The organism is Pseudomonas synxantha BG33R (genome assembly GCF_000263715.2).
In the GTDB taxonomy this organism is placed as follows: Bacteria; Pseudomonadota; Gammaproteobacteria; order Pseudomonadales; family Pseudomonadaceae; genus Aquipseudomonas; species Aquipseudomonas synxantha_A.
Genome location: NZ_CM001514.1, coordinates 4,294,510 through 4,311,423, shown reverse-complemented (window position 1 = coordinate 4,311,423; position 16,914 = coordinate 4,294,510). Strand labels below are relative to the sequence as shown.

The following is a 16,914-nucleotide window of genomic DNA, read 5'->3' as shown; positions in this document are numbered from 1 at the left end:
GCTGGAGCGTCGTCGCCTGGGCCGGCCTCATCGCGGGCAAGCCCGGCTCCCACATTGGAATGCAGTCACTGTGGGAGCCGGGCTTGCCCGCGATAGCGCCGGAACAGGCGATACATCGTTCAAGCCGTCGGCTGACTGTGTGGGAACAACAAATCCACAAACTTCTCTGCAGTTGGTTGCGGTTCATGGTTGGCCAGCCCGGCTCGTTCATTGGCTTCGATAAATACGTACTCCGGCTGGTCGGCCGCCGGTACCATCAGGTCCAGGCCGACCATGGGAATATCCAGGGCGCGGGCGGCGCGCACGGCGGCGTCCACCAGCGTCGGGTGCAGGATGGCGGTGACGTCTTCCAGACAACCGCCGGTATGCAGGTTGGCGGTGCGCCGCACGGCCAGGGTCTGGCCCCGGGGCAGGATGCTGTCGTAGTCGTAGCCGGCGGCCTTCAGCGTGCGCTCGGTCTCGCCGTCCAGGGGGATCTTGCTTTCGCCATCGGTGGCGGCCTGACGACGTCGGCTTTGCGCTTGGATCAATGCACGAATCGAATGCTGACCGTCGCCGATCACTTCGGCGGGGCGGCGAATCGCGGCGGCGACGACGTCGAAACCGATCACCAGGATGCGCAGGTCCAGGCCCTCGTGAAAGCTTTCGAGCAGTACGCGGCTGTCGAACTGGCGTGCCGTTTCGATGGCTTGCTGCACCTCCTCGATCGTTCGCAGGTCCACCGCCACGCCCTGGCCTTGTTCGCCATCCAACGGCTTGACCACCACGCGCTGGTGCTCGTCCAGAAACTCGAGGTTGTCGTCGGCACTGCCTGCCAACTGTTGCGCAGGCAACTTCAGGCCAGCGGCCTTGAGCACCTTGTGGGTCAGGCTCTTGTCCTGGCACAGGGTCATGCTGATGGCGCTGGTCAAATCGCTCAGCGACTCGCGGCACCGCACACGGCGCCCGCCGTGGCTGAGGGTGAACAGCCCGGCATCGGCGTCATCCACCTGCACATCGATACCGCGCCGATGGGCTTCTTCGACAATGATTCGCGCATACGGATTGAACCCCGCCTGCGGCCCCGGACCGAGAAACAGCGGCTGGTTGATGCCGTTCTTGTGCTTGATCGCAAAGGTGGTCAGTGCGCGAAAACCCAGCTTGGCGTAAAGGCTCTTGGCCTGGCGGTTATCGTGCAGCACCGACAGGTCCAGGTAGCTCAAGCCACGGCTCATGAAGTGTTCCACCAGGTGGCGCACCAGCACTTCACCGACGCCTGGGCGGGTGCACTGTGGGTCTACCGCCAGGCACCACAGGCTGCAACCGTTTTCCGGGTCGTGAAAGGCTTTCTGATGGTTGAGGCCCATCACGCTGCCGATCACGGCGCCGCTGTCTTCGTCTTCCGCCAGCCAATACACTGGGCCGCCTTGATGGCGCGGTGTGAGGCGTTCGACGTCGACGGGCAACATGCCGCGGCCCTGATACAGCAAGTTGACGGCGTGCCAGTCGGCTTCGCTCTGTACCCGACGGATCCGAAAACCGCGAAACACTCGGGTGGCGGGGCGGTAGTCACTGAACCACAGGCGCAAGGTGTCTGACGGGTCGAGGAATAACTGCTGCGGGTCGATACCGAGGATTTGCTGGGGCGCGGCCACATACAGGGCGATATCGCGTTCGCCGGGCTGTTCGTTGAGCAGCTCCAGGGCGAGGCTGGCAGGGTCGGGAAACGTATGCCCGATCAACAAGCGCCCCCAACCGCAATGCACGGCAATCGGTTCGGGGCCTTGCGGGCTGCCGTCTTCGGCAAGACGGGCCTGCAGGCGCTCGTAGGTCGGCGCCTGGCCTTTGATCAAGCGTTGGCTATACGCCGCGGCGTTAGGTTTCATGGATCAGATTCCTTGTTCGCTGAGCCACAGGTTCAGCGCCGCCAGTTGCCACAGCTTGGAACCGCGCAATGGGGTCAGTTGACCCTGAGGGTCCGTCAGCAGGCGATCGAGCATGGCCGGGTTGAACAGGCCACGATCCTGGCTCGGGTCCAGCAGCAGCTCGCGTACCCAGTTCAGGGTGTCGCCTTGTAAATGCTTGAGGCCGGGGACCGGGAAGTAGCCTTTTTTACGGTCGATGACTTCGCTGGGGATCACCCGGCGCGCGGCCTCTTTGAGCACCTGTTTGCCGCCATCGGGCAGTTTGAACTTGCCCGGTACGCGGGCCGAGAGTTCTACCAGGCGGTAGTCGAGGAACGGTGTCCGGGCTTCCAGGCCCCAGGCCATGGTCATATTGTCGACGCGTTTGACCGGGTCGTCCACCAGCATCACCGTGCTGTCCAGGCGCAGGGCCTTGTCCACGGCGGCGTCCGCGCCCGGCATGGCAAAATGTTCGCGCACAAAGTCGCCGGCAGCGTCGTTGGCGGTCAACCATTTCGGTGCGACGGTGGCTGCGTAGTCGTCGTAGCTGCGGTCGAAGAAGGCATCGCGATAGGCCGCATAGGGATCGCTGGCGCCATCGACCTGCGGGTACCAGTGGTAGCCTGCGAACAATTCGTCAGCACCCTGGCCGCTCTGTACAACCTTGCAATGCTTGGCCACTTCACGCGATAGCAGGTAGAACGCGATGCAGTCATGGCTGACCATCGGCTCGCTCATGGCGCGGAACGCCGCCGGCAGTTGCTCGATGATCTCGCTTTCGGCGATGCGCAGTTGGTGGTGGCGAGTGCCGTAATGCTTGGCGATCAGGTCCGAGTACTGGAATTCGTCGCCGCGCTCGCCACCGGCGTCTTCAAAACCGATGGAGAACGTGGACAGGTCCTGCACACCGACTTCACGCAGCAGGCCGACGAGCATGCTCGAGTCGACGCCACCGGAGAGCAGCACGCCCACATCCACGGCGGCGCGTTGGCGGATGGCCACGGCTTCGCGGGTGCTGTCGAGCACGCGGTCGGTCCAGTCTTGCAGGGTCAGGTGTTTTTCATCCTCATGGGGCCCGTAGGGCAGGGTCCACCAGGTTTTCTGTTCGGTCTTGCCGCTTGCGTCGATGCGCATCCAGCTGGCGGGCGGCAGCTTTTCAATGCCCGCCAACAGCGTGCGCGGTGCGGGGACCACGGCGTGGAAATTGAGGTAGTGGTTCAACGCAACCGGATCGAGGATCGGGTTGATATCACCGCCCTTGAGTAGTGCCGGCAAGGCTGAAGCAAAGCGCAGGCGCTGGCCGGTGCGCGACAGGTACAAAGGTTTTACGCCCAAGCGGTCACGGGCGATGAACAGACGTTGGGCGTCACGTTCCCAGATGGCGAAGGCAAACATGCCGTTGAGCTTGGGCAGCAGTGCTTCGCCCCAGGCGTGGTAGCCCTTGAGCAGCACTTCGGTATCACCGCCGGAATAGAAGGCGTAGCCCAGGGCTTCCAGCTCTTCTCGTAGTTCCGGGAAGTTATAGATCGCGCCATTGAACGCCAGGGACAACCCCAGTTGGGCGTCAACCATCGGCTGCGCGGAGCCATCCGACAGGTCCATGATTTTCAGGCGGCGGTGGCCCAGGGCAATCTGCCCTTGAGCGTGGAAGCCCCATGCGTCGGGGCCACGGGGGGCGAGGTGATGGGTGATGCGTTCTACGGCTGCCAGGTCGGCAGGTTGATGATCAAAGCGTAACTCGCCAGCTAATCCACACATAAGTTCCTTACCGGTTTTTCCGTTGGGGAGGGGTCAATACTCAATACGCCAAACGGCGCGTACCCAGAAACTGACCCAGTGCTATGCGTGGAGTTTTAGACCGATAAGTTATAAGGCAGATGGCCGCCTAGCCATCAATCCCGCTCTTTACGGGCTGCGGCCTGGCCTCGAACCAGAGCGCGCAGGGTAAACCGGTTGGGGTGGCAGGCCGCGGCCACGCTGGCCGGTACCGGCAGCGGTTCGTCATTCAGCCAGGCGGCCAGGAGTTCGCCGCACAGTGGTGCAGTGATCAGGCCGCGGGAGCCATGGCCACTGTTAAGGTACAGTCCGGGCAGCCAGGGGCACGGCGTATCCGGTACTTGCCGGGCGTCTTTGCCTAGCACGGCATAAGCCTGCTGGAACGCTTCACGGTCGGCCAGCGGCCCGACGATCGGCAGGTAATCGGGGCTGGTGCACCGAAACGCGGCACGCCCTTCCAACTGTTCGGCCGCCAGGCGGTCGGCGCCCAAGCGCTGCAGCAGGTCTGTGGAGATCTCGCGCAGCATCTCCAGGTTGCCGCTGTGTTCAGCGAGCGTGGGTGTGAGGTCTTGGTTGTTGAAGTCAAAACTGGCGCCCAGGGTATGTTCACCAAGGCGGGCTGGTGCGACGTAACCCTCGGCACAGACCACAGTAGCAAGGGCCTCACTGGCCGGGGTTTGTGCGAGCCGGGTGATCTGCCCGCGAATGCGCTTGAGCGGCATGTCTGCGCTCAAGGGGAAACGCTTGATCTCGGCCGCCCCGGCGAGCACCACCACGCTGGCGCTGGCCAGCACGCGATCGCCTGCGCGGGCGTGCCACTGGTCGTCTCGCCGGTCCAGCTCAAGCGCCTCATGGTGGCTGAGCACCTCAATCAGCGGATGCGTCGCCTGCCACTGGCACAGTGCGGGTGGATGTACCCAGCCGCCCTCGGGGAAAAACAGGCCGCCGTGGGCCAGTTGGATTCCAGCCTGTTGTTGCGCCTGCTCGCGGTCGAGCAGGTGCAGCAGGCTCGGTGCGAAGGCGTCGGCGAGTTGGGCCTGGCGCTGGCCTTCCTTGGCGTCGAACGCCAGCTGCAACACACCACAGCCATCCCAATCCACGCCACGGTGCAAGTGCTCCAGCAGGCGGCGGGTGTGGCCGAAACCGCTGAGTATCAGTTGGGACAATGCGGTGCCATGGGCCGACAGCTTGAGGTACAGCACGCCCTGAGGGTTGCCCGAGGCTTCCTGCGCCAGGCCGGCGTGGCGTTCCAGCAAGCTGACGCGCCAACCGCGGGCGGCCAGGCTGGCAGCCGTTGCGCAACCGGCCAGGCCACCGCCAATAACCATGGCGTGGCGTTTACCGTCGATGGCTGGGGGGCGAGCGAACCACGGTTTGCTTTTGGCGGGCGGCGGCGTCTCGTCGGGCCAGCCGAGAAACTCGCCGCGCAGGATCTCCCACTTATGCCCGATGCCCGGCGTGCGCTTCATCTTGAAGCCCGCGGCGTTGATCAGGCGCCGTACCCAACCGGTGCTGGTGAAGGTGCTGATGGTCGAGCCCGGTGCCGCCAGGCGCGCCAGTTCGGCAAACAGTTCGGCGGTCCACATGTCCGGGTTTTTTGCCGGGGCAAAACCGTCGAGAAACCAGGCGTCGATCTGTGCATCCAGTTGCGGCAATTGCTCCAGGGCGTCGCCGATCAACAGGGTCAGGACCACGCGGCCGTTATCCAGCACCAGGCGTTGGAAGCCTTGGTGAATGGCGATGTATTGCGCCAAGAGTTGTTCGGCCAAAGGTTGCAGTTCAGGCCAGAGGGCGAGGGCGCGTTGCAGGTCGGCATGACTCAGCGGATATTTTTCTACGCTGACAAAATGCAGGCGCGCGCCGGCCGGTGCGTATTGCTCAAACAATTGCCAGGCGCAGAGAAAATTCAACCCCGTGCCGAAGCCGGTTTCGCCGATCACCAGTCGCCCGCCCGCTGGCAAGCCAGCAAAGCGCTCCTGCAAGCGGTTCTGCTCCAGGAACACATAGCGGGTTTCTTCAAGGCCCGACTGGTCGGAGAAGTACACGTCGTCGAACACCCGCGAATGCGGGCGACCTTGGTCATCCCAGTCGAGCTGGGCGTGGGTGATGGGGGTCATGGGCGGCTCATAGACATACAGCAGGCAAAGACAAGGCGGCCATTCTAGCCGATCGCGGCGCGCAGGGCCGATTCCAGGTGGTAGCCCCATAGGTTTTGCATGGAAATAGCTGCTGCGTCCGGCCTTCAATCCATCAACTATCAGCGTTAATTCTGTGCAAGTTGCTGCGGTATCGTAATGGCTTGATTTATAGGCAATAAAGGACATTGCTGATGCGCCCACAGGACGATTTGAACAGCAAACTGAACCAATTGACCCAGCGGCAACTGCAGTCCGCCTTACTGGAAATGACGGGTGATTTGGACAAGGCCCAGGTGTTGCAAAAGCAACTGCCGGGCTGGATGGTCAACGCACCGCCTGGCGTGTTGGACGCACTGACCAGGGATGCCGCACGGGTTGCAGATGCCCAGGCAGTTGTCGCCGAGCAATTGAAGCCTTTGCAAGCACTGGATGAATTTTGCAGTGAGCGGCTCAAGGCTTACTGTCAGACCCGATGGCAACTGACCGTGGAGCCGAAAAAAGATCTTTTGGTGCGTGCTGTAAACGAGTACGAGAAAGAAGTCTTGCCATTGAAATATGTGAAAACGGTGAGGCTGGTGCAGGACAGTTTGCTGCATGTGGCGATGCAGAATTTTTCCGAGGATGAAGTGCGAGCGCAGCACTTTCCGACGGGCTCGCTGCTGCGCTTGGGGGCTGCCGCTCGCGGGGCCATTGGCATAACCCCCCTGGAGTTTGCCCAGGGGTGCCGTGCCCTGGATCTGGGTGGCCTGTATCAGCAGCACATCAGCGAAGTATTCAAGCTGGGGAGTGATCAGCCCAACCTCAATAATGTCGCAACCGATATCGGCCAGATGAAAACCCTGGATATAAAAATCGACGCCCACATTGCCCTGATGCGCGCAGATATTTCCCAAGGTGTCTACGAGGTGTTGTGCAAATTGCTGGACCGCAAGCTGACAGCGTCTCAGGCTCAGGCGGCAGGGATTTTGTTTGAATGGCGCCCCGTCACATGGCAATGGCTGAATGTACAGGGCAGTTGCCTGTGGAGCATCCTGGTGTTCTCCGGCCGCTCGGTTGCGCAATACCCGCAAGAACCTTGTGTGGTGTACATGCCCAATGAGCCGGAGCGGCCATTGTTCGAGTATTCCTCGTTTGATGACTTTCAGGTCTACCTCAAGGGCAAGCTTGAAGTGCCGGCTTATCGTAGTTTCTTTACCCGGTACCTGAGCCAGGATGACCGGGTTGGCTTCTTCAGCCATTTCGCTCAATCCCGTACCTTGGGGGCGCTGGAGGCAAATCCCATTACGGTTAGCCTGGCGGGGCATTTTTTCGCAACTTACGCCGCCAAACTGCAAGCCGACGCGCGGACCCTGGCGGTACCGGTGGCCGACGTGGATGAGGTGGCCCGCGAGCAGCGCTTGCAAGCGTACCTGGATGCCGGTTTGACAGTGCTCAACCTCGCCGGGTTTGTTGTGCCGGAGTTGGGACTATTGATGACTGGCGTGGCGGTGGGCCAGATGCTCGGCGAGCTGTATGAGGGCATTGAGGACTGGCGCCGTGGCGATAAAGAAGAGGCGTTCAAGCAGTTGGCAGCGGTAGCGCAAAACATCACCTCGATGGTGCTGTTCGCGGCGGGGAGCAAGGTTGTCGGTTCTGCGATGAAACGCAGCGGTCTCAACCTGGATAACTTTTTTCGCCAGTTTGAAGTGGTACGCCCCACAGATGGCAATCTGCGGCTGTGGCGGGCAAATGTCACGCCGTACTTCCATGATCAGCGTCTTGTCGACGACGAGGTTGCGGACGCTACGGGAATTTACAAAGTCGGAGGGCATTCATACGTCAAGGTCAATGATTGCGTACATCGGGTTGCGTTTGACTCGAAACTGGATCGATGGCGGGCCAGTCACCCGCTGCGGCAGACGGCTTATCGCCCGCTGTTGCTGCACAACGGCGAAGGACGCTGGCGATTTGCGTTCGAAACGCCCGACGAATGGGAGGATCAGGAGTATCTCTTTTCACGCCTGAACCCGGCAGGCCCAGGTGCTTCGCTGCATCCCAGGAAACTTGTGCAGATCAAGGCCATTATGGATATGCCCCATGAATGGGGCGTCTATCAGGCCGAAGAGTGCCTGCCCCTTCCCGCACGTTTTCGTGATTTGTATGAGCGTTTCAAGCTGGACCAGTCCATTCGTGATCTGATCTGGCAGTTGGAAAGCGGTGCCTCCCCCAGTGCAGAAAACTTGACCTTGCAGATGCATGCCCTGCCCTTGTTGGACGGGTGGCCGGTGGGGCGCTATTTTGAGGTGCTGGATGCACAGGGCAGCGTCAAGGCGCGTTACCCCACCGGTGGGCCGTTTGACAATGTAGGCCTGCGTTTGACGCTCACTGAGCAGATGCTTCGTGAGGGCAAAGTGTTTGATGTGCTGTTGGCCGAGCTGGACGAGGCACAAAAAATCGGCCTGCTTGGAGAGGGGGTTGCTGCTGATCAGGAGCGCGGCGTATTGGAGCGTCAGTTGCTCGCACACCTCAAGGCTGACTGCAGGCCGTTGTTCGAGCAGTTGTATCAGGCCCATGACGGACCTGTACCGCCCGAATGGGCGTTGCTCAGGCGTACCTATCCGCAGCTGCCCTGTACGCTGATGCGCGAATTGATGGCCCAGACCTCAACGGTGCAGCGCGAGACCCTGCGCGATAATCAACGTATCCCCATGGCATTGGCCGAGTCAGTCCAGCGTGCCCTCGGGGAGCAACGCCTGGACCGCGCGCTGATGGGGTTTGAGCAGCCTGAGCTGGCCAGCCTTGATACGGCGTGTGTGGCGGTTCGGTCGATGCCGCATCTGGCAGGGTGGGGCAGGGAGGTGCGGCTTGAGTTGCGCCAGGGGTCGCCACAGGGCGACTTGTTGGCCCTGGGCGCGCGCAATGGCGCCGGTGTGCGACGAATCGTGGTCAGCTCGGACGCAGGGTTTGCAACGTTCGACGACAACGGCCTGAGTCTAGGTGGGCCTTACTCCGGACCTGACGGCTTGTTTCAGGCGATTGACTGCGCGCTGAACGACAGCCAGCGCGTAGCAATGGGGTTGCCGCTCAACGAGGCCAACAATCTCTGGCGCCTGCGCTACATGAGCGCTTCCCAGGCCAAGGGGGAACGGGAGCTGGCCGCTGAGGCTTTTTCCAGCAGGGGCAGCGAACCGGTGCTGGACGCGATGCCCTGTGAAATGGCTGATTCGCCGACGGGGCCATTGGCGCACCCTCCCGCGTTAGTGCGCAAGGTGAAGCGTCTGTACCCCATGTTCAGCGATGCACAAGTGTCTTCGCTGCTGATGGCCTTGGGTGCTGACCATCTTGCCCGAGCCAGGGCGGTAAAGCGCTTGAAGGCAGAGCTCACTCGTCTGCGAGCGCTGCTCAAACACTGGAAGACCGATATCCAGGGCATGGAAAAACAGCCGGGCCTGAGTGACATTCGTACCAGCCGCGAGCAGGTGGCTGAGCGCATTGAAGCCTGTTGGCGGCGTCAAAGCTCTGCTCTGGATGAACATCAGATGTCGGTTCCCAGTTTGAACCTGGACGGAATGCGCGTCGGATCGTTGCCGACGCTGCCTGCCGACATTCGTTTCGACCATGTCCGTCAGGTGTCACTCAAGAATATGCGATTGGGCGATGACGTCGCGTATTTCCTCAAGTGTTTCAAAGGCATTCGGCATCTGGCGCTGGGTCGTAACCGCCTGACCCGCTTGCCGGAAATATTCTCGCGGATGCTCGACCTCGAAAGCTTGTCGATGCCCCATAACCGTCTTGCACTGACCGAGTATACCCAGCTGAAACTGGCTGATCTGAATACGCTGCGCCTGCTGGACCTGAGCCATAACCCACTGGATAAGCTGGTGGATGTCAGCAGCATGCGTGACTTGCAGACCCTCTTGCTGCGCGACAGCAAAATCGTCGATCTGCCGCCAGGTCTCGCAGGGTTGGCCCACCTGGAGCAGGTGGATTTGCGCGATAACCTGATCACGGTATTGCCCGATTGGTTGTTCAGGGTGCCGCGTATTTTCAGCCAATCGATTGACGTGGGTGGCAATCCGTTATCCGAGACGACAGTAGAGGCACTCGAGCGTTACCGCGCCGAAGTCGGTATTGGCATGGGGTATGTAGGCGACGATCAGCCCCGTATGACCGAACTGAAGGCCAGGGCACGGTGGTTGCCGGACGAGGTGTCCGCCCGCGATGCCAACAAGCGTAACGTCTGGGCCAACCTGCGGGACGATCCGGAATCGACAGAGTTGTTCCTGTTGCTGGCTGAATTGACCAGTACTGCTGACAGTCGCCGTGTGCGCGAGGATATGACGCAACGTGTCTGGGACGTATTGCAGGCGACCCATGACAATGTCGGGCTGCGCGAGCAGGTCTTCCAACTGGCAGCCCATCCGACTGGTTGTGAGGATGGGGCGGCGCAGATGTTCAGCCAGATTGAGGTTCTCAAGGAAGTCGAGAAGGCAACGCTGCAGGCGGGTCGTGCACAGAGCAACTCCGGGGCGCTGTTGAACTTGAGTCGAGGTTTGTTTCGCCTCAGCGAGCTGGAGAAAATTGCGGCGACATATGCGGTTGAAAAAGCCTCCTCGGATCCGCTGGAAATCAACCTGGCATTTCGGGTCGGGTTGGCCAAGGACCTGCAACTGCCGGGGCAGCCCGAACATATGGTCTATGACTCGTTTTTCGAGGTGCCCAGCAGCGATTTGGCGATGGCGCAAGCCCAGGTGCGAACAGCTGAGCTGTCGCCCGCCTTCTTGCGTTTTATTACCCAGTTGACGTTCTGGAAAACCCATCTCAAACACCAGTTTCCTGCTGAGTTCCTATCGGTGACTGAGCCCTTCGATACGCAGCAGCAAACACTCTTTGAGAATCGCCAGGACCTTACCGACGGGGAGTATTTCAAACAAATGGAAGCCCTGCGCGCACCGCGACGGCAGGCAATAACCGCAGTGATGGAGCGCTTGACCCAGCAGATGTTGAAGCATCAGGACCTGGGCATTTGCCATGTGCCTGGGCATTAACCATCGGCGCGGTGATTGATCCACGGCAAGCCGAGTGAAATTCCTTGCCTGCCGTGGGGCCCAATCCGCTAGTCTTGAGCCATCTTGAAACGGAGCTGCCCATGTTCGAATCCGCCGAAATCGGTCACGCCATCGACAAAGACACCTATGACGCCGAAGTGCCGGCCCTGCGTGAAGCCTTGCTGGAGGTGCAGTACGAGCTGCAGCAGCAGAAGCGCTTCCCGGTGATCATCCTGATCAACGGCATCGAAGGCGCGGGCAAGGGCGAAACCGTCAAGCTGCTCAATGAATGGATGGACCCGCGCCTGATCGAAGTGCGCACCTTCGACCAGCAGACCGACGAAGAACTGGCGCGCCCGCCGGCCTGGCGCTACTGGCGGCAATTGCCGGCCAAGGGCCGCATGGGGATCTTTTTCGGCAATTGGTACAGCCAGATGCTGCAAGGCCGGGTGCATGGGCAGATCAAGGACGCGCGCCTGGACCAGGCTATCGCCGGTGCCGAGCGCCTGGAAAAGATGCTCTGCGATGAAGGCGCACTGATTTTCAAGTTCTGGTTCCACCTGTCCAAAAAACAGATGAAGGCGCGTCTCAAGGCCTTGGCCGATGACCCGTTGCACAGCTGGCGCATCAGCCCGCTGGATTGGCAGCAGTCCAAGACCTACGACAAGTTCGTGCATTTCGGTGAGCGCGTGCTGCGTCGCACCAGCCGCGACTATGCGCCCTGGCATGTAATCGAGGGTGTCGACCCGCATTACCGTGGGCTGACCGTGGGCAAGATCCTGCTGGATGGGCTGCAAAGTGCCTTGAAGCAGGCCAAGGTCAAGGCCAGCGGCATGAACCCGGCGCCGTTGCTTGCCTCGGTTGACCGCAAGAGCCTGCTCGACAGCCTCGACATGACCCTGCGCCTGGACAAGGACGATTACGAAGAACAGCTGATCACCGAGCAGGCGCGCTTCTCTGGCCTGATGCGCGACAAACGCATGCGCAAGCACGCGCTGGTGAGCGTATTCGAAGGCAACGACGCAGCCGGCAAGGGCGGGGCGATCCGTCGTGTGGCGGCAGCACTGGACCCGCGCCAGTACCACATCGTGCCGATTGCCGCGCCCAGTGAAGACGAGCGCGCCCAGCCTTATCTATGGCGGTTCTGGCAGAAGATCCCTGCGCGTGGCATGTTCACCGTGTTCGACCGCTCCTGGTACGGCCGCGTGCTGGTGGAACGCATCGAAGGCTTTTGCACCCCGGCGGACTGGATGCGCGCCTATGGCGAGATCAATGACTTTGAAGAGCAACTGCGCGATGCGGGGGTGATCGTGGTCAAGTTCTGGCTGGCCATCGACAAGGACACTCAGCTGGAGCGCTTCCAGGCCCGTGAAGAAATCCCTTTCAAACGCTTCAAGATCACCGAAGACGACTGGCGCAATCGCGACAAGTGGGACGACTACCGCGCGGCAGTGGGCGACATGGTTGATCGCACCAGCACCGAGGTGGCGCCCTGGACCCTGGTAGAAGCCAACGACAAACGCTGGGCGCGGGTCAAGGTGTTGCGCACCATCAACCGGGCGCTGGAGGATGCGTTCGCTAAAACCGACAAGCACGACAAGAAGAAAAAGAAATAGCCCGGTCTTCCCGACCTCCATGCTTTTGCATCCATGCAGTGAATGATCATCGCGGTCGGCCAGGCCTGGATCTATCCTCGATCTACAACCACAAGATCGAGGTGCCCCATGCGTGAAGTAGTGATCGTCGACAGCGTGCGAACCGGCCTGGCCAAGTCCTTTCGTGGCAAATTCAACCAGACCCGGCCCGATGACATGGCGGCTCATTGCGTCAATGCACTGTTGGCCCGTAACGGCATTGACCCGGCCACAGTGGAAGATTGCATCGTCGGTGCCGGGTCCAACGAGGGTGCCCAGGGCTACAACATCGGGCGCAATGTGGCGGTGCTGTCGCAACTGGGCACCGGTACGGCAGGCATGACCCTCAACCGTTTCTGTTCGTCAGGCTTGCAGGCCATTGCCATCGCCGCCAACCAGATCGCTTCGGGCTGCAGCGACATCATTGTCGCCGGCGGTGTCGAGTCCATCAGCCTGACCCTGAAAAGCGTCAACACCGATAACCTGATCAACCCGCTGCTTAAAGAGCAGGTGCCAGGCATTTACTTTCCCATGGGCCAGACCGCCGAAATCGTTGCCCGTCGCTATCACGTCAGCCGCCAGGAGCAGGATCTTTACGCCCTGCAAAGCCAGCAGCGCACGGCCCAGGCCCAGGCCGATGGCTTGTTCAATGACGAAATTGTGCCGATGGCGGTCCAGTACAAGGTCGAGGACAAGCATACCGGCGAGGTGCAGATCCTCGATGGCGTGGTAGATCGGGATGACTGCAATCGTGCGGACACCAGCCTGGACAGTCTTGCCGGGCTCAAGCCCGTGTTTGCCGAGGACGGCTCGGTGACTGCGGGTAATTCCTCGCAGCTCTCCGATGGTGCTTCGATGACGCTGGTGATGAGCCTGGAAAAAGCCCTCGCGTTGGGGCTCAAGCCCAAGGCGTTTTTCCGTGGTTTTACCGTGGCCGGTTGTGAGCCGGACGAGATGGGCATCGGCCCGGTGTTTTCGGTGCCCAAGTTGCTCAAGGCCAAAGGCTTGCAGGTGGCGGATATCGACCTGTGGGAACTCAATGAGGCCTTTGCTTCCCAGTGTCTTTACGCGCGCAATCGACTGGAGATTGATAACGCCAGGTACAACGTCAACGGCGGCTCGATCTCCATCGGTCACCCGTTCGGCATGACGGGCTCGCGACAGGTGGGGCACCTGGTGCGCGAACTGCAACGGCGCAATCTGCGTTATGGGATTGTCACCATGTGCGTGGGCGGCGGGATGGGCGCTACCGGACTTTTCGAAGCCGTACGCTGAGTCAGGTTGGAATACGGCCAATGTGGGAGCTGGCTTGCCTGCGATAGCCATGGGTATCTACACAACTTTGGTACGCTGCTGCTCCTTTGCAAGGGAGCTTGCTGCCTGTCAGCTTATAGCTATCTAGCTGATGCACCGCGATCCAAATGTGGGAGGGGGCTTGCTCCCGATGGCGGCCTCAGGGCCGACCAGGATGTTGGATTAGACCGAGTACATATCCATTGCTGCGGTAGCGGCTGCTATTGGTTCCGCTTTTACAGCGGGTCACTTTTGGAAAAGAGCCCCAAAAGTAACCAAAAGGGCTCTTGCCCCACCACTCGGCACCTCGCTCAGGCTCGGTGTGCCCGTAATCCTCCAGTGATTTGGGGGGCCGCCGCCACGCGCCATCCATGGCGCGGGGCGGCTAAACCGGCATCCCTGCCGGTTTACCCCCCAAATCCCTGTCGAATTCCGGCCAGCGTGGTTTAACGGGGCGCCTCAGATCAAAAGCAGATCAAGAGCAAGATCAAGAGCGGCTTGCTTCGCATCGTGGTTACTGATGGTTGCTACGTCAGAGTTGTGTAGATACCCATGCTGCGATAGCGGTGGGTCAGCGACAGATTGGGTACAGATAAACCGCCATCGCAGGCAAGCCAGCTCCCACATTCAAGACTGTGACGTATCCGAACTCAGTGACTTGCCCCTAGAATGCCTGCTCCACTTCCTCTGGCATCTGGGGCACTCATGCACATCTCCTCCGGCCGCTGGGTCTACGGCTTTTTCCTGACCCTGCTGACCGCGTTTCTGTGGGGCATCCTTCCGGTCAAGCTCAAGCAAGTGCTGCAAGTGATGGACCCGATCACCGTCACCTGGTTTCGCCTCACGGTGGCCGGCACTTGCCTGTTTGTCTATCTGGCTGCCACCAAGCGCTTGCCCAGCCGTAAAGTGCTCGGCCCCAGGGGCGGCTGGCTGGTGGGCATGGCGGTGTGCGGGCTGGTCGGCAACTACGTGCTGTATCTGGTTGGGCTGAGAATGCTCAGCCCGGGCACCGCGCAGTTGGTGGTGCAGATGGGCCCGATCTTTCTGATGGTAGCCAGTGTGTTTGTGTTCAAGGAGCGCTTCAGCCTGGGGCAGGGTGTGGGGCTGGTGGTGCTGATTATCGGCTTTGGTTTGTTCTTCAACCAACGCCTGGTGGAGTTGCTGACGTCCATGGGCACCTACACCGCCGGTGTGCTGACGATCCTGCTCGCCACCACCATCTGGGTGTTCTATGCATTGGGGCAGAAGCAGTTGCTGACAGTGTGGAATTCGTTGCAGGTGATGATGGTGATCTACCTGTCGTGCGCAGTGTTGCTCACGCCGTGGGCGCATCCGCTGGAGGCGTTGCAGTTGAGCCCGCTGCAAGGGTGGCTGCTGCTGGCGTGCTGCATGAATACGCTGGTGGCCTACGGCGCATTTGCCGAAGCCCTGGCGCATTGGGAAGCCTCGCGGGTCAGTGCGACCCTGGCGTTGACGCCGTTGGTGACCTTTGTGGCGGTGGCCTTGGCGGCCTGGCTGTGGCCTGACTATGTGCAGGCTGAGGAGATCAATGCCCTGGGGTATGTGGGGGCGCTGGTGGTGGTGACGGGGTCGGCGATGGTCGCGTTGGCGCCTTCGCTGCTCGCCGGGCTCAGGGCCCGGCGGCTGCGGATGTCGGTTTAAGCGCCGAGCATGTTTTCCGGGCGGACCCACTGGTCAAACTCGGCGTCGGTGAGGTAGCCGAGCTCCAGCGCGGCTTCGCGCAGTGTCAGCCCTTCGGCGTAAGCCTTCTTGGCGATCTCTGCCGACTTGTCGTAGCCGATATGCGGGTTGAGCGCGGTGACCAGCATCAGCCCGCGTTCCAGGTGTTCGGCCATTTGCGCGGCGTCGGGCTCAAGACCCGCGATGCAATGCTCCTGGAAGTTGTTGCAGCCATCGGCCAGCAGGCGGATCGACTCCAGCAGGTTGTGAATAATCACCGGTTTGTACACGTTCAACTGCAAGTGCCCTTGGCTGGCGGCCATGCCGATGGTCACGTCGTTGCCCAGTACCTGGCAGGCCAGCATCGACAGCGCTTCGCACTGGGTGGGGTTGACCTTGCCGGGCATGATCGAACTGCCCGGTTCGTTGGCCGGCAACTTCACTTCGGCCAGCCCTGTGCGTGGGCCGGAACCCAGCAGGCGCAGGTCGTTGGCGATTTTCATGAGGGCCACGGCCATGGTTTTCAGCGCGCCGTGCAAGGTGACCAGCGGCTCATGGCCGGAGAGGGCGGCGAATTTGTTCGGTGCGGTCACGAAGGGCAAGCCCGACAGCGCCGCCAGTTCCGAGGCAATCGCCTCGCCGAAGCCATGGGGTGCGTTGAGCCCGGTGCCGACGGCAGTGCCGCCCTGTGCCAGCTCGCACACGGCGGGCAGGGCGCTGCGGATCGCGCGCTCGGCGTAATCGAGCTGGGCGATAAACGCCGACAGCTCCTGGCCGAAGGTGATCGGCGTGGCGTCCATCATGTGGGTGCGCCCGGTCTTGACCAGCTTCATATGCCGCGCGGCCAATTCCGCCAGGCCACCGGACAGCGTCGCGATAGCAGGCAGCAGTTGCTGGTGCACTGCTTGCACCGCAGCAATGCTCATGGCGGTTGGGAAGCAGTCGTTGGAGCTTTGGGAGCGGTTCACATGGTCGTTGGGGTGTACCGGGCTTTTGCCGCCCCGGTTGTTGCCGGCCAGTTCGTTGGCGCGGCCGGCGATCACTTCGTTGGCGTTCATGTTGCTCTGGGTGCCACTGCCGGTCTGCCAGACCACCAGCGGGAACTGGTCGTCATGCTGGCCGTCGAGGATTTCGTCGGCAGCCTGTTCGATCAGCCGGGCGATATCGGCGGGCAGGTCGCCGTTGCGGTCATTGACCCGGGCGGCGGCCTTCTTGATCAGGGCCAGGGCATGCAATACCGCCAGCGGCATACGCTGCTCGCCAATCGCAAAATTGACCAGCGAGCGCTGGGTTTGCGCGCCCCAATAGGCATCATCAGGGACCTGTACTTCTCCCAGGCTGTCGGTTTCGATACGGCTCATCGGGCACCCTCCTTATCCAGTCGTGATTGGTCAGTTTAGGCCCTGGCGGCTGCCGTGGGTTCCCTAAATCCGCATTTGTGCCATTGCGCCCCGCAAAACCAGGGCCTGCGTGGGATGGGGTT

The 16,914-nt window shown here is 61.2% G+C and carries 8 protein-coding genes; 4 read left to right on the top strand and 4 right to left on the bottom strand.

Features of this window, described 5'->3' with window-relative positions; translation table 11 throughout:
• Positions 1-119: 119 nt before the first annotated feature.
• From ngg to mnmC, 3 genes are all read right to left on the bottom strand, one after another.
• Complete coding sequence (gene ngg, locus PSEBG33_RS08730) at positions 120-1,865, bottom strand: N-acetylglutaminylglutamine synthetase (protein WP_005789900.1); 1,746 nt, start codon at positions 1,863-1,865, stop codon at positions 120-122.
• 3 nt (positions 1,866-1,868) lie between these two features.
• Entirely contained in the window at positions 1,869-3,641 is a 1,773-nt protein-coding gene (locus PSEBG33_RS08735; protein ID WP_005789899.1) for an N-acetylglutaminylglutamine amidotransferase, read from the bottom strand.
• 134 nt (positions 3,642-3,775) lie between these two features.
• A complete protein-coding gene (gene mnmC / locus PSEBG33_RS08740) occupies positions 3,776-5,776 on the bottom strand; it encodes a bifunctional tRNA (5-methylaminomethyl-2-thiouridine)(34)-methyltransferase MnmD/FAD-dependent 5-carboxymethylaminomethyl-2-thiouridine(34) oxidoreductase MnmC (protein ID WP_005789898.1) in 2,001 nt (666 codons plus the stop codon).
• A gap of 212 nt (positions 5,777-5,988) precedes the next feature.
• On the opposite strand from mnmC, the gene PSEBG33_RS08745 reads away from it, so the two are divergent.
• The 4 genes from PSEBG33_RS08745 (at position 5,989) to PSEBG33_RS08760 (ending at position 15,413) form a co-directional block, all read left to right on the top strand.
• On the top strand, positions 5,989-10,824 hold the full coding sequence (locus tag PSEBG33_RS08745) for an NEL-type E3 ubiquitin ligase domain-containing protein (RefSeq protein ID WP_005789897.1): 4,836 nt from the start codon (positions 5,989-5,991) through the stop codon (positions 10,822-10,824).
• 101 nt (positions 10,825-10,925) lie between these two features.
• Complete coding sequence (pap, locus tag PSEBG33_RS08750) at positions 10,926-12,440, top strand: polyphosphate:AMP phosphotransferase (RefSeq protein ID WP_005789896.1); 1,515 nt, start codon at positions 10,926-10,928, stop codon at positions 12,438-12,440.
• 108 nt (positions 12,441-12,548) lie between these two features.
• Positions 12,549-13,733 carry a thiolase family protein gene (locus PSEBG33_RS08755; protein WP_005789895.1) on the top strand — a complete coding sequence of 395 codons (1,185 nt, stop codon included), beginning with the start codon at positions 12,549-12,551 and terminating at the stop codon, positions 13,731-13,733.
• Between the two features lie 723 nt (positions 13,734-14,456).
• Positions 14,457-15,413, top strand: coding sequence for a DMT family transporter (locus tag PSEBG33_RS08760; RefSeq protein ID WP_005789894.1), 957 nt, complete (start codon positions 14,457-14,459; stop codon positions 15,411-15,413).
• On the opposite strand, the gene PSEBG33_RS08765 is transcribed toward PSEBG33_RS08760, so the two are convergent.
• On the bottom strand, positions 15,410-16,792 hold the full coding sequence (locus PSEBG33_RS08765; protein WP_005789893.1) for a class II fumarate hydratase: 1,383 nt from the start codon (positions 16,790-16,792) through the stop codon (positions 15,410-15,412). The two genes, PSEBG33_RS08760 and PSEBG33_RS08765, sit on opposite strands and share 4 nt — an antisense overlap.
• Positions 16,793-16,914 lie beyond the last annotated feature (122 nt).

Excerpts from the sequence above, each read along its gene's own strand:
- PSEBG33_RS08745 (WP_005789897.1), top strand. The coding sequence starts at position 5,989 with ATGCGCCCACAGGACGATTTGAACAGCAAACTGAACCAATTGACCCAG.
- PSEBG33_RS08765 (WP_005789893.1), bottom strand. The coding sequence starts at position 16,792 with ATGAGCCGTATCGAAACCGACAGCCTGGGAGAAGTACAGGTCCCTGAT.
- PSEBG33_RS08755 (WP_005789895.1), top strand. The coding sequence starts at position 12,549 with ATGCGTGAAGTAGTGATCGTCGACAGCGTGCGAACCGGCCTGGCCAAG.
- PSEBG33_RS08760 (WP_005789894.1), top strand. The coding sequence starts at position 14,457 with ATGCACATCTCCTCCGGCCGCTGGGTCTACGGCTTTTTCCTGACCCTG.
- PSEBG33_RS08735 (WP_005789899.1), bottom strand. The coding sequence starts at position 3,641 with ATGTGTGGATTAGCTGGCGAGTTACGCTTTGATCATCAACCTGCCGAC.
- ngg (WP_005789900.1), bottom strand. The coding sequence starts at position 1,865 with ATGAAACCTAACGCCGCGGCGTATAGCCAACGCTTGATCAAAGGCCAG.
- mnmC (WP_005789898.1), bottom strand. The coding sequence starts at position 5,776 with ATGACCCCCATCACCCACGCCCAGCTCGACTGGGATGACCAAGGTCGC.
- pap (WP_005789896.1), top strand. The coding sequence starts at position 10,926 with ATGTTCGAATCCGCCGAAATCGGTCACGCCATCGACAAAGACACCTAT.